Origin of the sequence: Microvirga mediterraneensis (genome assembly GCF_013520865.1) — a bacterium.
GTDB lineage: Bacteria > Pseudomonadota > Alphaproteobacteria > Rhizobiales > Beijerinckiaceae > Microvirga > Microvirga mediterraneensis.
On sequence record NZ_JACDXJ010000001.1, the window covers coordinates 804,613 to 826,139 of the forward strand.

Sequence of the window (21,527 nt, forward strand, 5' to 3'; positions counted from 1 at the left end):
CAGGTCAAACGCCGGTCCAGGACGTGATCAAGGCCGGGACGTCCCCGGCCGGCATGGGGCGGCCGAAATGGTATCCCTGCACGAGGTCGCAGCTCATGCGCTGCAGGAGAGTCGCCTGGAAGGCGTTTTCCACGCCCTCGGCTACGACCTCGATGCCGAGATTGCGGCCGAGATTCAGGAGCGCCCTGACGATCGCGGCATCGTCCGCATCCGTCTCCAGGCCGGCCACGAAGGTCCGGTCGATCTTGATCGCATCGACCGGATAGCGCTTGAGATGCGACAGGGAGGCGTAGCCGGTGCCGAAATCGTCGAGCGCGATCGTCACGCCCTCCGTGCACAGGGTGCGCAGCGCGCGCTCCACGTATTCGGCCCCGGAGCCGAGAAATACGCTCTCGGTCACTTCCACTTCGAGGCAGTGGGCCGGCACGTTCATCCATCTCAGGTCTTCGAGAACGCGCTCGGCATAGTTGTCGCGCCGGAACTCGGCGGCCGACGCATTGATGGCGATGCGCCCGAAGGCAAGGCCCGCATCGAGCCAGGCGCGGACGTCCTTGAGGATGCAGGAGCGCATGCGCTCGCCGATGGCCGTTCCGAGCTCCGTGTCGTTGAAGGCGGGCGCGATCGTCTCGGGGGACTGGATTCCATTCCGGGGATGATGCCAGCGCAGAAGCGCCTCGAACCCGGCCAGCGCGCCCGTGGCGAGCGTCACCTTGGGCTGATAGAACGGCACGATCCAGTCGGACGCCACCGCGCGTGCCGCCACCTCCAGGGCCGAGGTGGTTCGCTGCGATTCCTCCCGCATGGTCGCAACGAACATCCTGAACGAGCCGCGCCCGGAGGTCTTGCTGCGATAGAGCGCCAGATCGGCCTGTTTCTGAAGCTCTTCCGGGCTCATGGCGAAACCGGTCGTGATGGCTCCGCCGATGCTCGTGCGGCAGTCCAGAAGCTTGCCGCTGCGTTTCAGGGGCTCCTGCATGCGGGTCAGGATGGCGTGGGCCATCGCGGCCACGTCCCACTCGCCGGCGATCTCGGGCAGCAGCACGGCGAATTCGTCGCCGCCCAGGCGGGCGACGGTGTCGCCGGGTCGCACCGCATGGCGCAGCCGCTGCGCGAATTCCTTCAGGAGATCATCGCCGGCATCGTGGCCGAACCGGTCGTTGATCTGCTTGAGGTGGTCGAGATCCATGACCAGCAAGCCCGTGGCCCGGGGGGAGCCGGATGCGGCGTCGAGGGCCTGCTGCAGACGTTCGCGGAACAGCCTGCGGTTGGCGAGACCCGTGAGGTCGTCGTGATGGGCGGCCCAGCGGAGGGTTTCCTCCGTGAGCTTGCGGTCATGGATGTCCTCGACCGCCCCGTACCAGCGGATGATGGCCCCGTTTTCGCTTCGCCGGGGAGCAGCCCGGGAGCGGAACCAGCGATGGGTTCCATCCACCATGCGCAGGCGGTAGTCCATGTCCAGTCCTTCCCCCGCCTTGACCGCCTGGGACCAGCGGCTCAAGGAGGTGGGGGCGTCTTCGGGATGCAGCGCCCGGCTCCACCCGGAACCCAGCGCCTCCCGCGGGTCCATGCCTGTCAGGTCGTGCCAGCGCGAGGAGATGTCGAGGACGTTGCCCTGCGGGTCCGCCGTCCAGGAGATCTGCGGGTTGAGCTCGACGGAATGACGGTGATGCTCTTCGCTCTCGCGCAGCGCCACGTCGGTACGCTGCCGCTCGATGGCCAGAGCCGCAAGATGCAGCACGGCCTCCATGCGCTCCATCTCGCTGCCGGTCGGGGCGCGGGGCTCGCCATAATAGAATCCGAAGGTGCCGAGCACCTCGCCGGAGCGGGACAAGATCGGCTTCGACCAGCAGGCCTGCAGCCCGTACGACAGGGCGAGGTCGCGCCAGTCGTCCCATAGGGGATCCGATGCGATGTCGGACACGATGATGCTGGTGCGCAGGTAGACGGCGGTGCCGCATGAGCCCTTGTTCGGTCCGACCTCCAGACCGTCGATGGCCGCGTTATAAGCCGGTGGAAGGCCCGGCGCGGCGCCATGCCGGAGCAGAGCGGTCTCCGCATCGTACAGTAGCACCGAGCAGCGGGCGCCGGGGAGCTGGACTTCCGCCAGCCGGCATAGGGCGGACAGGATCTCGCCGATAGGCTGGCCGGCGGCGACCATTTCCAGCACATGGGCATGGCCCTGCAGGGCGAGCTCCGCTTCCTTCCGGTCGTGGATGTCCTCCGTCGTGCCGTACCAGAAAGCGATGGCCCCGGTCTCGTCGCGCCGGGCCGCCGAGCTCGACCGGCACCAGCGGTAGCTGCCGTCCGCCATCCTGATCCGGTATTCGCACTGGTAAGGGGTGCCGGCCGTGAGGCTTTCGCGCCTCGCTTCGACCAGACGGGGCAGGTCGTCCGGATGAACCAGCTTCACCCATCCGTTGCCGGTCAGCGCTTCGGGTGGCTGGCCGATCCACTCGGACCAGCCGGGCCCGACCTCGACGACCTTGCCGTCCGCATCGGCCAGCCAGGGGATCTGACGGCTCAGGGCGAAGGCGTAATGATACAGACTTTCATAGGTTTTCGATGCATTCCTCTGCGGCATGAGTAAATTTTCTCGAATTAACTCATGGGAAGAAGTGAAGCCAACATCCTCATTCCAACGCATACAGGAAACCGAAACGCCTCGAATATCGAATGAATTCTTGGCCGATAACGCAATGTCTGTCCATTAGGAGAAATGGACTAACGCGGTCTTTCCAAGCGCGTGGAGCTGCCGTTTTTTATTGATGATTTATTGATAAGGTTAAGAGACGTACGAGCGCCGATGCTCGCATGTGGCGAGTTGTGAGGCCGAGAACCGGGCTCGCAATGGTCTCCTGACGGCATCCTGGCCGATATGCTCCACCGCCCGATCAGGTGCAGGGCGGCGAGAGTTCCGTTCGAAGTGTCGAAAACTCTGGGAAGAGAGCCTTTTGCGTTCGACGTTCTAACCTTCTTCCCCCGTCACGCCGGCGGCGTCCTGGGCCTTCAGGACATCGGGGCGCGGCATCGAGATGATGTTGTAGCCGGAATCCACGTAATGGATCTCGCCGGTCACGCCGTTCGAGAGGTCGGAGAGCAGGTAGAGGGCCGAGCCGCCGATATCCTCGATGGTCACCGTGCGGCGCAGGGGGGCGTGAGCCTTCTGGTAGGTGAACATGAGGCGGGCATCCGAGATGCCGGCGCCGGCGAGCGTGCGCACGGGGCCGGCCGAGATCGCGTTGCAGCGGATGCCTTTCGGGCCGAGATCGGACGCGATGTAGCGCATGGAGGCTTCGAGCGCCGCCTTGGCCACGCCCATCACGTTGTAGTTCGGCATGACCCGGGTGGAGCCGCCATAGGTGAGGGTCAGAAGCGAGCCCCCGTTCCTCATGCGCTTGGCGGCGCGCTGGGCGATCTCCGTGAAGGAGAAGCAGGAGATCACCATGGTGCGGGAGAAGTTCTCCCGGGTGGTGACGTCCACATAGGAGCCCTTGAGCTGCGACTTGTCGGAGAAGCCGATGGCGTGGACCACGAAGTCGAGGCCGTCCCAGGTCCTGTCGAGGGTCTCGAACACCGCGTCGACGGACGCGATATCCTCCACGTCGCAGGGAATGACGAGTTCGGAGCCGAGCGACTGCGCCAGGGGAGCGACGCGCTTGCCCAGGGCTTCGCCCTGATAGGTGAAGGCGAGCTCCGCCCCGTGCTGGGCCAGGGTCTTGGCAATGCCCCAGGCGATGGAATGGTCGTTGGCGACGCCCATGATGAGGCCGCGCTTTCCTTGCATCAGACCGGTCACTTGGGTCCCCCTGTGCATCGGCTCCATCGTGCGACGCCAATTGTTATGAAAGTGTGCATCGCGAGCCGGAAGAATGGTGTCGGTGAGCGTGTCCATGCGAAGTCCCCCAGGAATGAATCGGGGCATCGCATGGAGCCGTCTCAGGTTTATGACAGAGTCTTATCCGTTGTGGCGGCTGAAGACGAGTGTGGCATTGGTGCCGCCGAAGCCGAAGGAGTTCGACAGGACCGTGTCGATCTTGGCGTCGTCGATGCGCTTGCGGACGATGTTCATGTCGGCGAATTCCGGATCGAGCTCGTCGATATGGGCGCTCTCGCAGATGAAGCGGTTGTTCATCATCAGGAGCGAATAGATCGCCTCCTGCACGCCGGTGGCGCCGAGCGAGTGGCCGGTGAGCGATTTCGTCGCAGAGATCGGCGGGCACTTGTCGCCCGAGCCGAAGACCTGACGGATCGCCTCGATCTCCTTCTGGTCGCCCACGGGGGTCGAGGTGGCGTGCGGGTTGATGTAGTCGATCGGGTTATGGACGTCCTTGAGGGCCATGCGCATGCAGCGGATCGCGCCTTCGCCCGAGGGAGCCACCATGTCGTAGCCGTCCGAGGTCATGCCGTAGCCGACGATCTCGCCGTAGATGCGGGCGCCGCGGGCCTTGGCGTGCTCCAGCTCCTCCAGCACCAGCACGCCCGCGCCGCCGGCGATGACGAAGCCGTCGCGGTTGGCGTCATAGGCGCGGGAGGCCCGGGCCGGGGTGTCGTTGTACTTGGTGGACATGGCCCCCATGGCGTCGAAGAGGTTGGACATGGTCCAGTCCAGGTCCTCGCAGCCGCCGGCGAACATCACGTCCTGCTTGCCGTACTGAATCATCTCGTAGGCATTGCCGACGCAGTGATTCGAGGTCGCGCAGGCGGACGAGATCGAATAGTTCACGCCCTTGATCTTGAACCAGGTCGCGAGGGTGGCCGAGGCCGTGGAGGACATCGCCTTCGGGACGGCGAAGGGGCCGATGCGCTTCGGGCCTTTGTCGCGGGTGATGTCGGCCGCTTCCACGATCACCCGGGTGGACGGACCGCCCGATCCCATGATGATGCCCGTACGCTCGTTGGAGATCTCGCTCTCCTCCAGGCCCGCGTCCCGGATCGCCTGGTCCATGGCCACGTGGTTCCAGGCGGTGCCCCGGGCGTGGAAGCGCATGGCGCGGCGGTCGACGATCTCCTCCGGGTTCAGGCTGGGAGCGCCGTGAACCTGGCAGCGGAAGCCGTATTTCGTATAATCTTCGGCCTTGCTGATCCCGGACTTCGCTTCACGCAGAGAGGCAAGCACCTCCTGCGTGTTGTTGCCGATGGACGACACGATGCCCATTCCGGTGACGACGACGCGCCTCATAGCCTACCTCTTCAAAGGATCTTCTGTTGTCTGCCTTAGCGGTTCAACACGTAAGGTCGATCCTGCTCATTCTCAACACTGAGCCATGCGAATGGGATGAAAGCGTGATCCCAAGGAAGGCCCCGCCGTTTCGCGGCAGGGTCGGTTCTTTAAAAAAGAATACGCTTTGTCAATAGGATGGGACAGGAACTGACCTTTGGTCAGCGCCCGAATTCTAGCCGCCTGCGGCCGCATCCGCCTGGAACAGGCCGACGCGCATGTCCTTGGCCTCGTAGATCCGGCGCCCGTCGGCCTCCAGCCAGCCGTCGGCGATGCCGAGCACCAGCTTCGAGCGGAAGACGCGCTTGAGGTCGACGCCGTAGACCACTTTCTTGACCGTCGGCAGCCCCTGGTCGGAGAACTTCCCCTCGCCGACGCCGAGCGCCCGTCCGCGTCCGGGCGAGCCGCCCCAGCCGAGGAAGAAGCCCGTCATCTGCCAAAGGGCATCCAGCCCCAGGCAGCCCGGCATCACCGGGTCGCCCTTGAAATGGCAGGGGAAGAACCAGAGATCCGGCCGCACGTCGAGTTCCGCCAGCACATGGCCCTTGCCATAGGCGCCGCCATCCTCGCCGATGGAGGTGATGCGGTCGAACATCAGCATGGGCGGGAGCGGCAGTTGCGCGTTGCCGGGACCGAACAATTCTCCGCGCCCGCAGGCAAGGAGCTCTTCATAAGTAAAGCTGGACTGGCGGGCCATTCCGGATGCCGATCCTTTCATCGCGTCTTCAACAAGCGGTCCCGAGACGGTCTCGGGACCTGGGTGCGGGCTCTGGTAGCACAGGCTTGGCGATCCATCAAAGGGACCTGAGCGGGGATTTTCACCGTTGCGGGAACCGGTGCCGCGCCCGGGGCAACCTTGCGGTAATCCTCTCGCTTTCCTATGATTGTGATGGTAGAAGCGCCCATCCGTTCATTCAGTTCCTCCGATGACCGATCCTTTGTCCGCCTATATCGAGTCCACCACCGCTCCGCATCGGAAGGGTTGCCCCGTGTCCGAATTGCGGGACAAGCTGCGCCGCGTGGGCCTGCGCCCGACCCGGCAGCGCGTGTCCCTGGGCTGGCTCCTGTTCGGCAAGGGCGACCGGCACATCACGGCTGAAATGCTCTTCGACGAGGCGTCCCGCGCCCGCGTCCCGGTCTCGCTGGCGACCGTCTACAACACCCTGCACCAGTTCACGGAAGCCGGCCTCCTGCGCCAGCTCTCGGTGGACGGGGCCAAGGCCTATTTCGACACCAACCCGACCGAGCATCACCACTTCTTCCTGGAGGAGGAAGGCGAGCTCGTCGACATGCCCGAGACCGCCGCCGTCAGCGTGGCCGACCTGCCCGAGCCTCCCGCCGGCATGGAAGTGGCCGGCGTCGAGGTCATCGTGCGCCTGCGCCGCAAAGGCGCCTGAGTCGCCGCTTCGCTCACGTTCCAAAGAGCGGCTTCCGGTCCGTAAAAGATGCCGCTCAGCCATAGCCTCGCCGCCCTTCTCGTCACGGCCATCTGGGGCCTGAGCTTCGTGGTCATCAAGCTCGGGGTCGGCACCATGCCGCCCCTGCTGCTGGCGGCGCTCCGCTTTCTCTTCGCCGCCTTGCCGGCCGTCTTCTTCGTGCCGCGCCCCAAGACCGATTGGCGGAACGTGATCGCCTACGGCTTTTTCCTCGGGGTCGCCCAGTTCGGGCTGCTGTTCGCGGCGATCAGCCTGGGAATGCCGGCAAGCCTCGCCTCGGTGGTCATGCAGGCGCAGGTCTTCTTCACGATCCTCTTCGCGGCCTTGGTCATGGGCGAGCGTCCCGGATCGCACCAGGTGATCGGCGGCGTCGTGGCGAGTTCCGGGCTCGTGCTCATCGCCTGGCCCCGCATGACCGGAGGGGACGCGGTCCCCTTCCTCATGACGGTGCTGGCCGCCGCCGCCTGGGGCGTGGCGAACATCGTCTCGAAGCGGGCCGGGCGGGTCGACATGCTGGGTTTCATCGTCTGGTCCAGCCTCGTCGCGCCCCTGCCGTTGTTCGGCCTGTCACTCTGGCTCGACGGCCCGGCCCAGGTGTTCGATGCGCTTAAGAATATGGACGGGGGCACCGTAGCGGCGGTGGCCTATCTCGCCTATCCGACGACCGTCTTCGCCTTCGGCATCTGGGCCTACCTCCTGTCCTGCCACCCGGCGGCCACGGTGACGCCGTTCGCTCTGTTCGTTCCCGTCGCCGGGATCCTGGGCTCCGCCCTGATCCTCGGCGAGGCCATGCATCCGATCGAGGCCATCGGCGGGGCGGTGATCGTCCTCGGCCTCGCCTTCAACGTCTTCGGGCGGCGGCTCTTGAGGCGGACGGCTTAAACTCGTTCGTCAGCGGATGAAGCCGAATCCGACCAGTGCATAGACGATCAGGAAGATGGCCACGAAGACGTTCAGGAAGCGCGGAGCGACAAGGGACGCGATGCCGAGAACCAGGGCCAGAATGGGGAGCAGTTTGAAGTTCAGGTTGATGCTCATGCAGACAAGGCTTTCGAGAAAAGAAACGGTGTTTCTTTTTAGCGGTCAAAAGCTTGATAAAACGGTAAAGGCCTATTCCACAGTCTCGTTGGGGTAGACGCCCCAGAGCTTCTCCTGCTGGATGTAGCCGTCCACGTCCCGGGCGCCGTCCAGCACGATCGTCACGCGGCACCATTTGCCGTCGCAGCCCTTGATGTTGGTGATCACGCCCGGCTGCAGATGGGCCGCCACGCCGCCCTTTTCGTCGGCCCGGTCGAACAGGTTGATCGGCGGCTGGTTGCCCTTGGCCCAGGGCATCACGAGCGCCGTGCGACGGCCCGACAGGAGGGAATGGAGCACCCAGCCTTCCGTACCTTCCGAATCGCGGATGCGCCGCCAGGTCTCGTACTCGGCGATGATCTCCACCGGCAGGCCGGCCCGCTGGAACACCCAGGCGGTCCTGTGATCCTTGGACGGGCCCTCGCGCAGGTTCACCCGGTCCGTCTTGAGACTCACATAACGCGGCACCGGCAGGCCCGTGCCGAGACGGCCGCCCGGGGGCTGCTGGGCGGCAGCCGTGGCGGCGCCCAGGCTGACAAGAGCAAGGGCAAGGGCGATCTTGCGCATGGTTCCCCCGATAGTGACTTTGTCTTGGGTTGAGGCTCTGGTAGAGAAGCTTGACGGAGACCGCCACGCGGCGCGTCGTCACCTTTGATCGCCGAAGCAGGGTTAAGAGAGCGTGAAACTCTCTGAACTTCGCGGGGTTTCAGTGCCGGGGACGCTTGAAGTCGATGAAGAAGAGACCTGTCGTCGTTGTCACCCGCCGCCTGCCCGATGTGATCGAAACGCGCCTGCGCGAATTGTTCGACACGCGCCTCAACCTCGAGGACAAGCCCCTCTCGCCCGAGGAACTGGCCGAAGCCGTCAAGACGGCGGACGTGCTCGTGCCGACCATCACGGACGAGATCGGCGCGCCCGTGCTGGAGCAGGCCGGTCCCAACCTGAAGCTCATCGCCAATTTCGGCAACGGCGTCGACAACATCGACGTGACGGCGGCCGTGGCTCGGGGGATCACCGTCACCAACACGCCCGGGGTTCTGACCGAGGATACGGCCGACATGACCATGGCGCTGATCCTGGCGGTCGCCCGCCGCATTCCCGAAGGCGCCCGCGTGATCCCGGACGGCAACTGGGCCGGCTGGTCGCCGACCTGGATGCTGGGCAGGCGCATCACCGGAAAGCGCCTCGGCATCGTCGGCATGGGCCGCATCGGCCAGGCGCTTGCCCGTCGCGCCAAGGCCTTCGGCCTGTCGATCCACTACCATAACCGCCGCCACGTGCCGCCGAAGATCGAGGCTGAGCTCGAGGCGACCTATTGGGAATCCCTCGACCAGATGCTGGCCCGCATGGACATCGTGTCCGTGAACTGCCCGCACACGCCTGCCACCTATCACCTGCTCTCGGCCCGGCGCCTCAAGCTCATGAAGCCCGACGCGATCCTGGTGAACACCGCCCGCGGCGAGATCATCGACGAGGGCGCGCTCACCAAGCTCATCGAATCCGGCGCCATCGCGGGGGCCGGCCTCGACGTGTTCGAGGAGGAGCCGGCGGTCAATCCGCGCCTTGTGAGGCTCGCGAAGCAAGGCAAGGTCGTGCTGCTGCCGCATATGGGCTCGGCCACTCACGAGGGGCGCGTGGCCATGGGCGAGAAGGTCATCGTCAACATCCGGGCCTTCGTCGACGGCCACAAGCCGCCTGATCGCGTGCTGCCCAGCATGCTCTGAAGGATCGTCAGGTCGAAGAGCGTTGTCCTGCCGGTGAAGGGCGCGGAATTCCCGTGCCTCGAGGGATCCCCGAAGGTTCGCGGGACGCCGGGAACGACCCTCGGCCGCTGCCTTTCCTGAACGGTGTGTCGCCCCTTCGCCAGGGGAGAGGTGGTTCGCGATCCGGTGCGACCAAAATCCGTCTTGAGCATAAACATATGTGAGTGCGGCTGAGAAAGGAGTTTGGCCAGAACAGGGGCGTACTTACCCCCACGGCCTTGATGACCAATTCCCTTATCCTGAAGCTCGAGAAATACGACCGGCTCTCCGATGACGAGAAGGGGGCTCTCGACAATGCCATCGCTCGGATTCGCACCGTCGAGGCCGACGAGGACATTATCCGCGAGGGCGACCGCCCGACGGAGAGCTCGCTGCTCCTGGAAGGCTTTGCAGCCCGCTACAAGATCGTCTCGAACGGCCGGCGGCAGATCTCGGCGATCCATGTGGCGGGCGACTTCATCGACCTGCACAGCTTTCTCCTGAAGACGATGGACCACGGCGTGCTGGCGCTCACCAATTGCCGCATCGCCCTCGTTCCGCATGCGACGCTTGAGAGGATCACCGACGAATATCCTCATCTCACCCGGCTGCTCTGGCTCAACACGCTGATCGACGGGGCCGTCCACCGGGAATGGCTCACGGCCATGGGCCGCCTGTCCGCGACGGCCCACATGGCGCATCTGATCTGCGAATTGTATCTCCGCCTGAAGGCGATCGGACGCGTCGAGAGCGACACGATCCAGCTGCCCATCACGCAGGCGGAGCTCGGCGACACGCTCGGATTGTCGACGGTCCACGTGAACCGCGTGCTGCAGGAACTGCGCAAGGAAGGATTGATCCGTTTCCAGGGCGACGCGTTGACCATTCTCGACTGGGAACGGTTGAAGAAGGTGGGTGAGTTCACCTCGACCTATCTCAGCCTCCAGAATGAAGACCGGCAGCCCTGACCTTTGGGATGGACGATGAGCGATATTACTCTCCAAGAGATACCCGTCCTGGCGGATGGCGGCAGGCACGAAGGACAGCTCGTTCTCGCGGACGGGCAGCTGGTGGCCGTCTTCACCTGGGTGACGCCGGAGGAAACCGTCGGCGGGCCGGAGCGGGCCGGCGGCTGGTTCCTGGAAGCGGGCTTCGGCCCTTGCGGCGGCCTGCTCAGCACGACGCCACCCGTTCTTGCCACCCTCGACGACGCCGTAACCTGGGTTCGCTCCCAGCTCAATGCCGGCCTGTCCCGGCCGTGAGGCCTCAGCGCAATGTGGCGATGATCTCGCCGGCCGCTCTCTCGCCTTCGTCCCAGGCTCCTCCGGCCGTGCCCCACTGGGCCCGCGAGAGCGCCTCGCCGGCAAACCAGATCCGCTCACCGACCGGCGCCTTCAAGACATCACGGATGGCATAAAGCCCCGGCGGCACCACGGCCCAGGAGGTGCGCGACCAGGGATCGTGCCGCCAGGCGGTGTTGTGTACGGCGGCGAGGTTGCGGATCGCCCGGTGGCCGAACTGCTCCGCCAGCACCGCGCGGGCATAGCGGTAAGGCGCGTGGACGTCCCGCCGGTCGAAGGCGGAGGCGGTCGGCTGGTCGAGCTCGAAGAAATGGAACGCGGTGCCGTCGATCCGGGTCAGGAGCCCCGGCGGCTGCCGGTGCGTTCCGGTGAGGCTCGCCAGGCGGTCCGCGCCGCGAAAGGGCGAATCCGGCCAGTGCAGGATCACATGCTCGTAAACTCCTTGCGTGAAGCCGTTGATCGCCTCCGCAACGGGACAGGGTAGGGCGGGCGCGAAGCGGATCGCCTCCTGCTGCAGCACAGCCATGGGCGCGGTGACGAGAACGGCCCTGGCCCGGAGCGTTCCGGCTGACGTCTCGATCCTCACGCCCTCGCCGGACCAGTCGATGCCGTGAACGGCCGTGCCGGTCCGCACGGGAAGACGATGGGCGAGGCGGCCCACATAGGCGCCGAGTCCGCCGGCGATGAAGAGGTTGTCCGCGTATTCCATGCTCGGAAAATCGTGCAGGCTCACCTCGTCGAGCGGCCGGCCCGAGACGAGGCCGTGGATGGCGGCCCCCCGCCGCCCTTGTGGCCCCATCGGCGGAAGGACCGCCGCTGCCGGCTGATCCTCCCTTGCCTTGGCCGCCTGGGTCATGGCGCGGTCGGCCATGGCGAAGGCGCCGTCGAGGGCCACGCGCTCGGCTCGGGTGCCCGGCCTGCCGCGGACGAAGAAATGCCCGTTCACCGGCGCCCGGCGCAGGGGTTCGCCGCGTGCCCGCCCGAGCGCCACGAGAGGATTGATCGGGCCGGCATGGAGCCAATGGGCGCCGAGGTCCACCGGATGCCCCTTGAAGCGGCGCGTGACCGTGCGCCCGCCGATCCGGTCCCGCGCTTCCAGTATCGTCACCGTCGCTCCAGACGCCAGGAGGCGCCGCGCCGCCGCGATCCCGGCGCTTCCCGCGCCGACGATCGCCACGTCGGGATTCGCGCTCCAGCCCGTCGCGGCTTCATGGTCCATCGGCACGGCTTTCTCCACCCCTCGCTTTGCGGCGGGATCGTTCATAAGTAAGGTCCGCTTCCCGCATCGAGGGATGCTGAGCAAGGACCAAACGACAGATGCTGATTCAATCGGTTTTCGCGGCGGCCCGCGAGGTCTTCTCGCCGGCCCTGCGGCGTATCCTCTGGAAATCGATTGGGTTGACGATCGCGCTGCTCGTCCTGGTCTGGCTCGGCCTGACCAAGCTGTTCGACCTCTTCCTGACCGATCACCATTTGAGCGCCACCTATCCGATCATCGACAGCTTCGCGTTCTTCCTCGCGGGCTTCGGTCTCTTCGTCGTCCTGGTCTATCTGCTGCCGGCGATTTCCGCCATCGTGGCGGGCTATTTCCTCGACGACGTGGCCGACGTGGTGGAGCGGGAGAGCTACCCGGCCGATCCGCCGGGCCGGGCCCTGCCCTTCGGCCAGTCCCTCATCTACGGCCTTCGCTTCGCCGGCCTGTCCCTGCTGGTGAACCTCGTGGCCCTGCTCCTGTTCTTCATCCCGGGGATCAATATCGGCGTGTTCTTCATCGCCAACGCCTATCTGCTGGGCCGGGAATATTTCGAGCTGGCGGCGGGCCGCTTCTGGCATCCTGAGGACGTGGCGCGCCTGCGCACGGAATATCGGGGAACGGTGCTGGCCGCCGGCGCCGTGGTGGCGGCCCTGGTGCTCGTGCCGGTGGTGAACCTGATCACGCCGATCTTCGGCGCGGCCCTGATGGTTCACCTGCACAAGAAGCTCACGCGCAATCCGGCAAAGCCGTTGCCGCTGCGCCGGGACAATGCGGTTTCGATCGAGAAGGCTTAGAAACAGTTACAGCATCGGATGTGAATTCGAGCTCACGTCCGATGCTCCAACGTTCCGGTCTGTCGCATCCTTACGCGCAGAACCGGTTCCCCCTTTTGCGCCCTATGCTTTAGCGGCTCGACGACTGGCCGACGGCCGGACCGGCGGCCCGCTCCGGGTGGAAATCGGATCCGGCGCCTCCCGAACGGGGCGCGAGCAGGTCGGGCGTGTTGCTCGCAGGAGCGTTGCGCTTGAGATCGAACTGGCCGGTCCTGCGGAAGCGCAGGAGGTAGCTCGGGACGATCGCCTCGATGGTCGTGGGCGTGACGCCGAGGCCCTGAAGCGTCCGGCCCTCGCGGACGGCAGCCTCTGAGACCACGTTGTCCGTCTCCAGCAGGATCGCCTGGTCGCGGGTGGTGACGAGCTCGTCGGGGAGCAGGCCCAGGGTCAGCCAGTCGAGCCCGCCTAGGACGCCGCCCATGGTCCGGGCCAGATTGCCCGCCACGGGTACGATGGGACGCTTGCGCTCGGTGACTTCGAGGACGAATTCCATCATCTGGCGCATGGTGCGGATCTCGGGGCCGCCGAGCTCATAGACCCGGCCGCCCGTCACTGCGCCGTCCACGGCGCGCAGGACGGCCTCGGCCACGTCGCCCGCATAGACGGGCTGGAACCGGGTGTCGGCGCCGGGCAGGGGCAGCACGGGGAGCATCCGCGCGAGCGTTCCGAAGCGGTTGAAGGAGCTGTCGCCCGGCCCGAACATGAGGGAGGGGCGCAGGATCACCGCATCAGGCCGCTCCTGCAGCAAGGCGGCCTCGCCCTCGGCCTTGGAGCGCGCATAGGCCGATTCGGAATTGGCGTTCGCCCCGATGGCCGAGACATGGGTGAAGGACACGGCCTTCCTGGCGAGCCGCGCGATCATCGCCGGAGCCCTGGCCTGGAGCGCATCGAAGCGCTGGCGGCCGGTTTCCTGCAGGATGCCCACGAGATTGACCACATGGTCCGCCCGGGCCACCGCATGGGCGACCGAATCCTCGTTGCGCAGGTTGGCGTGGATCGGATTGATCTGCCCGACCTTGCCCAGAGGCAGGAAGTTCGCGAGGTTCGGCTGGCGGGTCGGCACGAGAACGCGATAGCCGCGCTCCGCCAGACGGCTCACCACGTAACGGCCGAGAAAGCCCGATCCGCCGAAAACGGTGACGGTTTGCTGCTCAGGCGTGCGAAGGGCACCGATCATGAAACTCTCCCGCCCGGCTCAGGGCTTGCATGGAGCTTGGGTGTGAAATTCGAAGATGTCTCTAGTCAAACGCCGCTCCCCTGTGAAGAGGTGCAACGCCAAGAAAGCGCATCGGTCGCATTTTCAGTGATTGACGAAGCCCGAGAAGCACCGTAAACGAAGCCTCGCCGACGAGGCATGCCCAGGTGGCGGAATTGGTAGACGCACTGCTTTCAGGTAGCAGCGGGTAACACCGTGGAGGTTCGAGTCCTCTCCTGGGCACCATCCCTCAAGAAGCGCAATGCGCGCAACGGGTTGAGGGTTTAAAAGATTTCAGCCTTTCACTCTGAGACACGGCAGGTGCCTGCAAAGGCATCTTGGTGCCGTAGTCCTGAACGCAACTCTCGAATATATTACTTCTGATCACGGTCGCTGAAGTGCATTGGGCATGACGATGCAGGGGCGCCGAATCGATTCCGCGCCGCCTGCTGCCAAATCCATGGGTTAGGCTCTTCGGCTCTGCTGCCGTTAGGCCTTCGTCTCCGCCGCCTCGGTGCGTGGGCTTGCCTGGGAAGCAGCCATGGGCTTGCGCGGTCCGGAGAAGCGGGGCTTCGGCTTGGGAGCCGCGATCAACCCTTCCCGGATCGCCTGCTTACGGGCCAGCTTGCGGCTTCGGCGGACGGCTTCGGCTTTCTCGCGGGTCTTTCGCTCAGAAGGCTTCTCGTAAGACTTGCGCGCCTTCATCTCGCGAAAGATGCCTTCCCGCTGCATCTTCTTCTTGAGAACTCTCAGAGCCTGATCGACGTTGTTATCGCGCACTAAAACTTGCAAGGAATGTCCCTTCTCAATTCGTGGGTTTCGTTTCGCCGCGGCAGAGCCTAGCGGGTTGATCGGGAGGAGTTACGTGCCGCGGATCTCGCTCTCACGGACGGCTCGTTCGATCGCTCCTGACTTGATCCGGTAGGAAACCTCCCCGGTCTGGTCGGCAGGCATGAGCCGCGTCACCTCGTAGATACTGGCGGCACCTGTTCGAGCATCGGAAAATCCCGGCTGGGTCAGGCGAACCATCTGCCGGACCTTGAATTTGTGAGCCATCGGTCAATCTCCTCGTGACGGGGTCGGACGCAGTTACTTCCGGGCCTTGCGGGCGGCGTAACGAGCATCGCGGGCGGCCTTGCGTTCCATCTCGTGCCTTGCGTCGCTCTCTTCCTTCTCGGCCGCCGCGCGTCGTTCCTGCGCCGCTTGATCGGCCGCGTGAGCTTCACGCGCCATGGCAAGGTTGGCCTCCTCGGCCAGTCGCTTCGCGTCCCGTTCAGCCAAGCGAACCTCGCGTGCTGCGCTCACGGCCGCACGCGCAGCGCGCCGTTCGGACACGGCCGGGTCGTCCGGCCCGGGCCGCTGGCGGAACTTTGCCACCATGGCCTGCTTCGCGCTTTGGGAAACCTGCAGTCGCTCGCCGAAATCTTTGTGCTTCATATCACCTGTCAATCTCATGAAATCCGTCGGCCCCGTCCGATAGCGTTATCGGACACGCCGAATGCTGGTGATGGTGCCTTCAGGAAGGGTCCCCTGTTCCTGTCGTGCTCGTGCCATCCCTTCAACAAAACGCGCATCGGAGGCCTTTTCCAGATCGTCGATCCAGAGATAGGCGCGGCGCGCATCGTCGTAGTCGACGACGAACATCACCGATTTGGCGGGAGTCTTTCGAAACGTATACATCGCTTCATTCCCCGATCTGGCCATGGGGTCATGGCGTGTTGAAAGAAAAAGCCGCTCCGCCGAGGAGCGGCTTCGCAAGGCGGCCCTTATAGGGTGCGCCCTGTCATGCTCAGTCCGCCTGGATGTTGTTGACGGCGACCTTGCCGGAGCGGCGGTCCTCGGCGGTGTCGAAGGACACCTTCTGGCCCTCGCGCAGGCCGCGGATGCCGGCGCGCTCGAGCGCGGTGGCGTGCACGAACACGTCCTTGCTGCCGTCGTCCGGCTGGATGAAGCCGAAGCCTTTTTGATCGTTGTAGAACTTCACGGTGCCCGAAATCATGGGAATATCCTTGGAGAGGCTTGTATGCACGTGAGCCCGGGGCATGCGGAGGCACGCCCGCGCTCGGGTTCGTCGATGTTTGGGAAGGGGGTCTGAACGTGCGCCTGGAAGGCCAAGGCGTAACGGCCCGATTGTCCGGCCAAATGTCGATGATCTCTATCTAAGCCTCACTTACGGCGAATACAAGGCGCATCGACAAAGTCATGTTCCAGATTAGCCGTTTTTATATCCCAGAAGTGAATGCGCCATCCAAGTTTTTTAGGGCACGAGGTGCGGATGAGGAGCGCTTCCGAAAGGGACATTTTCTCGCAACTTTATGGATATTTTCTATTCGTTCTTGTGATCATGGGAAAAGTGGTCCATATTAGTCTTATCCAACCGATACGTTCGGCCTGCTCTCTGAAGCTCATGATTGAGCGCCGAGCCCGCTTTCCGCACCTTTGAAGTTTGGTCGCTGCGTGTAGTCCACGCGGCGGATCTGTCGTTTTGCTCCGCATTCGACGTCATCAACAACAGCGGCACAGCCTGAGGCTGAAGCCGTTTAAGGAACCCATGTACACGATACCTCATACGAAACCGGTGAAGACGCTGTCTCAGCCCTTGCCGAAGAAGCAGCCTCACAAGTCCCTTGCGACTTGGCGGCCACAGCAGACCACCCTCACCCGCGAAGAGATCCGAGCGATCGTTCTTGAGCAGCTCGGCTAGAGTCTCGGACCCAAAAGTGGGCGCCACTTTTGGGATTCATCCGATGCTCCTTCTCTTGGCTGGCGCATCGGATGAGGCGGCAAGCCGGTCCACTTTTCGCTGACGCGGCCCTCTGGGTCCGCACGATGCTCCAAGATCACGACTCATTCCATGAGCGCTCCGGCCGTCCTGACGAGATTGTCGGAGCTCTGCCGTGTGGCGGCTGTGTGGTTTCCCTATTCTGGTCTTCTGCGGAAGAGAGGAGCGGCCACCGAAGCCGCCGCGTCGGATCCCGCCGAGGCGGTCCATTCCTACTCCGGGGACAGCCCGCCTTCGGCGCCGGGATCGCCCCTCTTCAAGCCCAGGTCGGTCGATCCGCAACGGCGTGAGCGCGACAATCGGCCTTCCGGTGCCTCTTCCATTCAGAGCATCGGACGTCAATTCGAACTCCCGTCGGACGCCTCAAGCCATTGGGGTCCCGCATCCTTACCCACATGACCGGTTCCTGCTTCTGCGTTCGCCGCTTCAGCCTGCGGGACCTTTCCCATGGGCCTCCTGGGGCATCGGGATTTGCGCGCGAGCGCTCGGCCTTCGGAACGAAACCGCCTGCGGCCTGTTAACCCTTGTTTAACTCTTGCCTTGAATTCGCCATCCGCGCCGTGCCAATAAAGATGAACAATTCCTTAACGGCACATCGGTGGGGGCAATGCGGCAACCTCTCTTCGGGCTTCTGAGCGTCCGGCCTTTTTCCAAGAGCGCGCTTCGTTTCTCCGCCCTTTCCCTCGCCCTGACATTCGCCGCCGCCGCGCAGGCCCAGACCGGGAGCATCTTGCCCGGTTCCTCGCAGCCCGTCGCCCAGGTAGGCATGGCCAAGCCGATCATGGGCTGGGTCCGCTTCTGCGAGCAGTACCCGGCAGAGTGCACGGTCGATTCGTCCGAGCCCGCAACCATTCAGCTGGGCGCCAAGGAATGGCAGACGATCGTTCGCATCAACCAGCAGGTCAATGCGGCCATCAAGCCCAAGACCGACATGGATCATTGGGGTGTCGAGGACGTCTGGGATTTCGCCGAGGACGGCTATGGCGATTGCGAGGATTACCAGCTCGTCAAGCGCAAGCGTCTGGTCGAGGCCGGCTTTCCCCGCCGCGCGCTGCGCATGACCGTCGTGATCGACGAGGAGGGCGCGGGGCATGCGGTCATGATGGTGCGCACCAACCGGGGCGACTTCATCCTCGACAACAAGCGCAATGCCGTCCTGCCGTGGCACAGGACCGGTTACACCTACATCAAGCGCGAGGGTGACCAGAACATGGCCTGGGCCTCGCTCGGCGGTCAGGTGTCGCCGACCATGACGGCGAACCAGTAAGCCCGCTCGACCCGACGACGGCCTCCCGAGAGAACAAAGCCGCCCGGTCGCAGTTGTCACTGCGGAGCTTGTTCGGGAGGGGCATATGTCCGGATTCGAGGTCAAGGCATCGATACGCTTCGGCCTTTGTGGCGCCGGGGCCTTCTTCCTGTCGGCCGCTTCCGCGTGGGCCGCGGAGCCGCAACTCCCGTTGGGGCTGCTGACCCTGTGCCTTGCGACGCTTCCCGAGACACGGCCGGAGCAGGTCTGGGCCTCCTGGAGCCTCTCGCCGGTGATCGTCCTCCCTCTGGTCCTGGTCACGGTCCTCTATGGTCGCGGGCTGCGCGTCCTGCACAAGGAGGCCCGGCCTCCCCTGGCGCAGCGGGCCCTGTTCGGCGCCGGCATCGCATGCCTCGTGGTCGCGCTGGTTTCTCCCCTTTGCCGGATGGCCGCAACCCTCGCCTGGGCGCACATGGTCCAGCACGTCCTGCTCGTCGCCGGTGCGCCGCTGCTCCTGGCGCTGAGCCGTCCCGGACGCGTCCTTTTCGCGGCTTTACCGGCCCGTCTCCGCCTGATTGCCGAGGCCGTGCGGACGGACAGGCCGGCGTCGCAGCCCTATGCCTATCTCCTCGCCAGCTTCGTGCTCTACGGGGCGAATATCTGGTTCTGGCATGTCCCGGCGCTCTATCAGGGCGCGCTGCTGGGTGCCGGCCTGCATGTGCTCATGATCGCGGTGCTGCTCGCCGTCAGCCTGCTGTTCTGGCACGTGATCCTGGAGACCTACCGGATGCCGGGGCCCGGTTCCGGACTTGCCGCCGCACTCCTCTTCTTCACGTTCCTGCACACCGCCGTTCTCGGCCTGCTCCTCGCCCTCTCTCCGCAGGTCTGGTACCCGCTGATGGCGTTGCGCAGCGCGGCATGGGGCCTGCTGCCCATCGACGACCAGCGGCTCGCCGGGCTGATCATGTGGATCCCCATGGGAGGGGTGTATTTCGCCACGGCCCTCGTGATCATGGGGCGGCTCATCGCCGGCTCCAGCCGAACCCCGGGAGCGGCGGCTTCGACCGGAGCCGAGTGATCGCGCCAAGCCCCCTCAGGTCCGGCCGCCGGCGGCGAGCAGGCGCATGGCGTTGGCGGTGACCAGCACCGTCGCGCCCGTGTCGGCGAGGATGGCCGGCCACAGGCCGGTGATGCCCAGGATGGTGGTGACCAGGAACACCGCCTTGAGCCCGAGCGCGATGGCGATGTTCTGGCGGATGTTGGCCATCGTGTCCCGCGACAGGCGCACCATGCGGGCGATGTCGAGCACGCGCCCGTGCAGCACCGCCGCGTCGGCGGTCTCCAGCGCCACGTCCGTGCCGCCACCCATGGCGATGCCCACATCCGCCGCCGCCAGGCCCGGGGCATCGTTGATGCCGTCGCCGATCTTGGCCACCACGTGGCCGTTGGCCTGCAGCTCCCGGACGATGGCCTGCTTGTCCTGCGGCAGCAGGTCGGCCCGGGGCTCGATGCCGAGCCCCGTGGCAATGGCGGTCGCCGTGCGCCGGTTGTCGCCGGTGACCATGAGCGTGTCGACACCCGCCCGCTTCAGGGCCTCAAGCCCTTCCTTCGCGTCCGGGCGCGGCTCGTCGCGCATGGCGATGACCCCTGCGACCTGCTCGCCCGCGAGCAGCACCGAGACGGATTTGCCCTCGTCGTTCAGCCCGGTGATCAGCGTCGTCTGCTCCGACGTGAGCGCCACCTTCTCGGCCACGGCCTTGGGCGAGCCGAGGAAGAGCGACACGCCGCCGACGCTGCCGGTCACTCCCTTGCCTCCAGCCGCCCCGGCACCGGTCGCCGGCGGCACCGGAACGCCGGCCTCCGCGGCCTTGGCCAGGATCGCCGTGGCGAGCGGGTGGCTCGATCCCGTTTCCAGGGCGGCCGCCAGGGACAGGACCTCCCGCTCCGAGCGTCCGACGGGGATCACGTCCGTGACCTTGGGCTTGCCCTCGGTCAGGGTGCCGGTCTTGTCCAGAGCCGCTACGGTGATGGTGCCCAGCGTCTCCAGCACGGCCCCGCCCTTCATGAGCAGGCCGCGGCGGGCGCCGGCCGCGAGGCCTGCCGCGATGGCCGCGGGCGTCGAGATCACGAGGGCGCAGGGGCAGCCGATCAGCAGGATCGCCAGGCCCTTGTAGACCCATTCGCCCCAGGGAGCGCCGAAGAGCAGGGGCGGCACGACGGCGACGAGCGCGCCGATGACGAGGACAGCCGGCGTGTAGTAGCGCGAGAAGCGGTCGATGAAGCGCTCGGTCGGGGCTTTGCTTTCCTGCGCCTCCTCCACGAGGCGCACGATGCGCGCGATGGTGTTGTCCTGGGCGGCGGCCGTGACGCGCACGCGCAGGGCGCCGTCGCCGTTGATGGTGCCGGCGAAGACGGTCTCGCCTTCGCCCTTGCGCTTGGGCACGCTTTCGCCGGTCACCGGCGCCTCGTCGACGGCGCTCTCGCCCGACACGATCTCGCCATCGGCGGGAACCCGGTCGCCGGGGCGGACGAGGATGACGGAGCCGACCGTCAGGGTCTCGGCCGGGACTTCCTCGGTCCGGCCGCCGCGTTCGATCAGGGCCGTCTTGGGCACCAGCTTGGTCAGGTTCCGGATGCTGGCCCGGGCACGGCCCGCGGCGACGCCTTCGAGCAATTCGCCGACCAGGAACAGGAACACCACCATGGCGGCCTCCTCGGTGGCCCCGATGATCACCGCGCCGACGGCCGCGATGGTCATGAGCATCTCGATGGAGAACGGGGTGCCGAAGCGGGCCGCCACGACAGCCCGCCGGGCAATCGGCACGAGGCCGACCGCCATGGCGAGGACGAAGGCCCAATGACCGGTCTGCGGCAGGAGCCGGCCGATGACGTAGGCGGAGACCAGCGCCAGACCGCAGGCGATGGTCAGGAGGCCGCGCGGGCTCGTCCACCAGGGACCGTCGCTGGGGCCATGGTCGTGCAGGTGCCCGTGCAGGCCGGCGGCAGCTTCATCATCATGATCGTGCTTGTGCCCGCGATCGTGGGCATGGCCCTCATGATCGTGGTCGCAGCCGGAGCCGTGGACGTGTCCATGGCCGTGATCGGCCTTGTGGGCGGAGGCCCTGGCGGTTGCGGGACCCTGCCCGGTGACCTTGTAGCCCAAGGTCGTGATCTGCTTCGCGAGGGCAGCCGGGACGACCGTGTCGTCATGGGAGACGGTCACGGTACCGGCCGGGACGGAGACGTTGACGTCTTCCACGCCCGGGTTGCGTCGCAGAGCCGTGTCGATCTTGGCCGCGCAGGAGGCGCAGTCCATGCCCGAGACGCGGTAGCGGGTGCGCTGTTCCCTCGCGGACTTGTCCTCATGGCCGCCGGGCAGGTTGCGTGCCTCATTCATCGCAAAGACCTCTTCACTTCGATTCGGCCGGAGCCTACATCCTCT

General features: G+C 65.6%; 22 protein-coding genes and 1 tRNA gene. 9 read left to right on the top strand and 14 right to left on the bottom strand.

Translation table 11 applies throughout. The annotated features are described in order from the left end of the window. Nucleotides 1–4: 4 nt before the first annotated feature. The 4 genes from H0S73_RS03815 to fabA form a co-directional block, all read right to left on the bottom strand. Nucleotides 5–2,581: a sensor domain-containing protein gene (locus tag H0S73_RS03815; protein ID WP_181050911.1), complete on the bottom strand. Its 2,577-nt coding sequence runs from the start codon at nucleotides 2,579–2,581 to the stop codon at nucleotides 5–7. A 384-nt stretch (nucleotides 2,582–2,965) separates the two neighbouring features. Beyond that, complete coding sequence (gene fabI / locus H0S73_RS03820; RefSeq protein ID WP_343058221.1) at nucleotides 2,966–3,796, bottom strand: enoyl-ACP reductase FabI; 831 nt, start codon at nucleotides 3,794–3,796, stop codon at nucleotides 2,966–2,968. A 159-nt stretch (nucleotides 3,797–3,955) separates the two neighbouring features. After that, the gene (fabB, locus tag H0S73_RS03825) at nucleotides 3,956–5,179 is read right to left on the bottom strand and encodes a beta-ketoacyl-ACP synthase I (RefSeq protein ID WP_181050912.1); all 1,224 of its coding nucleotides are present in this window, start codon (nucleotides 5,177–5,179) and stop codon (nucleotides 3,956–3,958) included. A gap of 214 nt (nucleotides 5,180–5,393) precedes the next feature. Beyond that, nucleotides 5,394–5,915, bottom strand: coding sequence for a 3-hydroxyacyl-[acyl-carrier-protein] dehydratase FabA (gene fabA / locus H0S73_RS03830; RefSeq protein ID WP_181050913.1), 522 nt, complete (start codon nucleotides 5,913–5,915; stop codon nucleotides 5,394–5,396). 229 nt (nucleotides 5,916–6,144) lie between these two features. On the opposite strand from fabA, the gene irr reads away from it, so the two are divergent. Both irr and H0S73_RS03840 read left to right on the top strand, forming a co-directional pair. Beyond that, on the top strand, nucleotides 6,145–6,615 hold the full coding sequence (irr, locus tag H0S73_RS03835) for a Fur family transcriptional regulator Irr (protein ID WP_009490579.1): 471 nt from the start codon (nucleotides 6,145–6,147) through the stop codon (nucleotides 6,613–6,615). Nucleotides 6,616–6,663: 48 nt separating this feature from the next. Then, the gene (locus H0S73_RS03840; protein WP_181050914.1) at nucleotides 6,664–7,536 is read left to right on the top strand and encodes an EamA family transporter; all 873 of its coding nucleotides are present in this window, start codon (nucleotides 6,664–6,666) and stop codon (nucleotides 7,534–7,536) included. Between the two features lie 9 nt (nucleotides 7,537–7,545). On the opposite strand, the gene H0S73_RS03845 is transcribed toward H0S73_RS03840, so the two are convergent. Together H0S73_RS03845 and H0S73_RS03850 are read right to left on the bottom strand one after the other, a co-directional pair. Next, nucleotides 7,546–7,692, bottom strand: coding sequence for a DUF3096 domain-containing protein (locus tag H0S73_RS03845; protein WP_181050915.1), 147 nt, complete (start codon nucleotides 7,690–7,692; stop codon nucleotides 7,546–7,548). 72 nt (nucleotides 7,693–7,764) lie between these two features. Further along, entirely contained in the window at nucleotides 7,765–8,298 is a 534-nt protein-coding gene (locus H0S73_RS03850; protein ID WP_181050916.1) for an SH3 domain-containing protein, read from the bottom strand. 164 nt (nucleotides 8,299–8,462) lie between these two features. Here H0S73_RS03850 and H0S73_RS03855 point away from each other — a divergent pair, with 164 nt between their 5' ends. The 3 genes from H0S73_RS03855 to H0S73_RS03865 all read left to right on the top strand — a co-directional run bounded on the left by H0S73_RS03855 (nucleotide 8,463) and on the right by H0S73_RS03865 (nucleotide 10,735). Then, complete coding sequence (locus tag H0S73_RS03855; RefSeq protein ID WP_181050917.1) at nucleotides 8,463–9,455, top strand: 2-hydroxyacid dehydrogenase; 993 nt, start codon at nucleotides 8,463–8,465, stop codon at nucleotides 9,453–9,455. Nucleotides 9,456–9,715: 260 nt separating this feature from the next. After that, entirely contained in the window at nucleotides 9,716–10,441 is a 726-nt protein-coding gene (locus H0S73_RS03860) for a Crp/Fnr family transcriptional regulator (RefSeq protein WP_181050918.1), read from the top strand. Between the two features lie 15 nt (nucleotides 10,442–10,456). Continuing rightward, the gene (locus H0S73_RS03865) at nucleotides 10,457–10,735 is read left to right on the top strand and encodes a hypothetical protein (RefSeq protein WP_181050919.1); all 279 of its coding nucleotides are present in this window, start codon (nucleotides 10,457–10,459) and stop codon (nucleotides 10,733–10,735) included. A gap of 4 nt (nucleotides 10,736–10,739) precedes the next feature. Here the strand turns inward: H0S73_RS03865 and H0S73_RS03870 are convergent, their stop codons facing one another. Further along, nucleotides 10,740–11,993 (bottom strand): flavin monoamine oxidase family protein, encoded by a 1,254-nt coding sequence (locus tag H0S73_RS03870; RefSeq protein ID WP_246389205.1) that lies wholly within the window; start codon nucleotides 11,991–11,993, stop codon nucleotides 10,740–10,742. Nucleotides 11,994–12,091: 98 nt separating this feature from the next. Here H0S73_RS03870 and H0S73_RS03875 point away from each other — a divergent pair, with 98 nt between their 5' ends. Continuing rightward, on the top strand, nucleotides 12,092–12,823 hold the full coding sequence (locus H0S73_RS03875) for a sulfate transporter family protein (protein ID WP_181050921.1): 732 nt from the start codon (nucleotides 12,092–12,094) through the stop codon (nucleotides 12,821–12,823). A gap of 109 nt (nucleotides 12,824–12,932) precedes the next feature. Here the strand turns inward: H0S73_RS03875 and H0S73_RS03880 are convergent, their stop codons facing one another. Then, nucleotides 12,933–14,039, bottom strand: a complete 1,107-nt coding sequence (locus tag H0S73_RS03880) for a complex I NDUFA9 subunit family protein (protein WP_181050922.1) — start codon at nucleotides 14,037–14,039, stop codon at nucleotides 12,933–12,935. 179 nt (nucleotides 14,040–14,218) lie between these two features. Here H0S73_RS03880 and H0S73_RS03885 point away from each other — a divergent pair. Further along, nucleotides 14,219–14,303 (top strand) — tRNA-Leu (locus H0S73_RS03885). Between the two features lie 243 nt (nucleotides 14,304–14,546). Here H0S73_RS03885 and rpsU read toward each other — a convergent pair. The 5 genes from rpsU to H0S73_RS03910 all read right to left on the bottom strand — a co-directional run bounded on the left by rpsU (nucleotide 14,547) and on the right by H0S73_RS03910 (nucleotide 16,056). Further along, nucleotides 14,547–14,849: a 30S ribosomal protein S21 gene (gene rpsU / locus H0S73_RS03890; RefSeq protein ID WP_181050923.1), complete on the bottom strand. Its 303-nt coding sequence runs from the start codon at nucleotides 14,847–14,849 to the stop codon at nucleotides 14,547–14,549. A gap of 69 nt (nucleotides 14,850–14,918) precedes the next feature. After that, nucleotides 14,919–15,113 (bottom strand): hypothetical protein, encoded by a 195-nt coding sequence (locus H0S73_RS03895; RefSeq protein WP_181050924.1) that lies wholly within the window; start codon nucleotides 15,111–15,113, stop codon nucleotides 14,919–14,921. A gap of 33 nt (nucleotides 15,114–15,146) precedes the next feature. Then, complete coding sequence (locus H0S73_RS03900) at nucleotides 15,147–15,494, bottom strand: DUF6481 family protein (RefSeq protein WP_181050925.1); 348 nt, start codon at nucleotides 15,492–15,494, stop codon at nucleotides 15,147–15,149. A gap of 45 nt (nucleotides 15,495–15,539) precedes the next feature. Further along, nucleotides 15,540–15,737 carry a hypothetical protein gene (locus tag H0S73_RS03905; RefSeq protein WP_181050926.1) on the bottom strand — a complete coding sequence of 66 codons (198 nt, stop codon included), beginning with the start codon at nucleotides 15,735–15,737 and terminating at the stop codon, nucleotides 15,540–15,542. A gap of 109 nt (nucleotides 15,738–15,846) precedes the next feature. Then, complete coding sequence (locus tag H0S73_RS03910) at nucleotides 15,847–16,056, bottom strand: cold-shock protein (RefSeq protein ID WP_114943546.1); 210 nt, start codon at nucleotides 16,054–16,056, stop codon at nucleotides 15,847–15,849. A gap of 1,390 nt (nucleotides 16,057–17,446) precedes the next feature. Here H0S73_RS03910 and H0S73_RS03915 point away from each other — a divergent pair. Further along, nucleotides 17,447–18,106, top strand: a complete 660-nt coding sequence (locus H0S73_RS03915) for a transglutaminase-like cysteine peptidase (protein ID WP_181050927.1) — start codon at nucleotides 17,447–17,449, stop codon at nucleotides 18,104–18,106. A gap of 85 nt (nucleotides 18,107–18,191) precedes the next feature. After that, nucleotides 18,192–19,163 carry a cytochrome c oxidase assembly protein gene (locus tag H0S73_RS03920; protein WP_181050928.1) on the top strand — a complete coding sequence of 324 codons (972 nt, stop codon included), beginning with the start codon at nucleotides 18,192–18,194 and terminating at the stop codon, nucleotides 19,161–19,163. A gap of 15 nt (nucleotides 19,164–19,178) precedes the next feature. Here the strand turns inward: H0S73_RS03920 and H0S73_RS03925 are convergent, their stop codons facing one another. Then, nucleotides 19,179–21,482: a heavy metal translocating P-type ATPase gene (locus H0S73_RS03925; RefSeq protein WP_181050929.1), complete on the bottom strand. Its 2,304-nt coding sequence runs from the start codon at nucleotides 21,480–21,482 to the stop codon at nucleotides 19,179–19,181. Between the last annotated feature and the right edge of the window lie 45 nt (nucleotides 21,483–21,527).

Bases quoted from the DNA above. Each gene is read 5' to 3' on its own strand.
- H0S73_RS03815 (WP_181050911.1), bottom strand. From the start codon at position 2,581: ATGCCGCAGAGGAATGCATCGAAAACCTATGAAAGTCTGTATCATTAC.
- H0S73_RS03915 (WP_181050927.1), top strand. From the start codon at position 17,447: ATGCGGCAACCTCTCTTCGGGCTTCTGAGCGTCCGGCCTTTTTCCAAG.
- H0S73_RS03920 (WP_181050928.1), top strand. From the start codon at position 18,192: ATGTCCGGATTCGAGGTCAAGGCATCGATACGCTTCGGCCTTTGTGGC.
- irr (WP_009490579.1), top strand. From the start codon at position 6,145: ATGACCGATCCTTTGTCCGCCTATATCGAGTCCACCACCGCTCCGCAT.
- H0S73_RS03905 (WP_181050926.1), bottom strand. From the start codon at position 15,737: ATGTATACGTTTCGAAAGACTCCCGCCAAATCGGTGATGTTCGTCGTC.
- H0S73_RS03895 (WP_181050924.1), bottom strand. From the start codon at position 15,113: ATGGCTCACAAATTCAAGGTCCGGCAGATGGTTCGCCTGACCCAGCCG.
- H0S73_RS03865 (WP_181050919.1), top strand. From the start codon at position 10,457: ATGAGCGATATTACTCTCCAAGAGATACCCGTCCTGGCGGATGGCGGC.
- H0S73_RS03845 (WP_181050915.1), bottom strand. From the start codon at position 7,692: ATGAGCATCAACCTGAACTTCAAACTGCTCCCCATTCTGGCCCTGGTT.
- H0S73_RS03875 (WP_181050921.1), top strand. From the start codon at position 12,092: ATGCTGATTCAATCGGTTTTCGCGGCGGCCCGCGAGGTCTTCTCGCCG.
- H0S73_RS03850 (WP_181050916.1), bottom strand. From the start codon at position 8,298: ATGCGCAAGATCGCCCTTGCCCTTGCTCTTGTCAGCCTGGGCGCCGCC.
- H0S73_RS03855 (WP_181050917.1), top strand. From the start codon at position 8,463: ATGAAGAAGAGACCTGTCGTCGTTGTCACCCGCCGCCTGCCCGATGTG.
- H0S73_RS03870 (WP_246389205.1), bottom strand. From the start codon at position 11,993: ATGGACCATGAAGCCGCGACGGGCTGGAGCGCGAATCCCGACGTGGCG.
- H0S73_RS03910 (WP_114943546.1), bottom strand. From the start codon at position 16,056: ATGATTTCGGGCACCGTGAAGTTCTACAACGATCAAAAAGGCTTCGGC.
- H0S73_RS03860 (WP_181050918.1), top strand. From the start codon at position 9,716: ATGACCAATTCCCTTATCCTGAAGCTCGAGAAATACGACCGGCTCTCC.
- H0S73_RS03925 (WP_181050929.1), bottom strand. From the start codon at position 21,482: ATGAATGAGGCACGCAACCTGCCCGGCGGCCATGAGGACAAGTCCGCG.
- fabB (WP_181050912.1), bottom strand. From the start codon at position 5,179: ATGAGGCGCGTCGTCGTCACCGGAATGGGCATCGTGTCGTCCATCGGC.
- H0S73_RS03900 (WP_181050925.1), bottom strand. From the start codon at position 15,494: ATGAAGCACAAAGATTTCGGCGAGCGACTGCAGGTTTCCCAAAGCGCG.
- H0S73_RS03840 (WP_181050914.1), top strand. From the start codon at position 6,664: ATGCCGCTCAGCCATAGCCTCGCCGCCCTTCTCGTCACGGCCATCTGG.
- H0S73_RS03880 (WP_181050922.1), bottom strand. From the start codon at position 14,039: ATGATCGGTGCCCTTCGCACGCCTGAGCAGCAAACCGTCACCGTTTTC.
- fabA (WP_181050913.1), bottom strand. From the start codon at position 5,915: ATGGCCCGCCAGTCCAGCTTTACTTATGAAGAGCTCCTTGCCTGCGGG.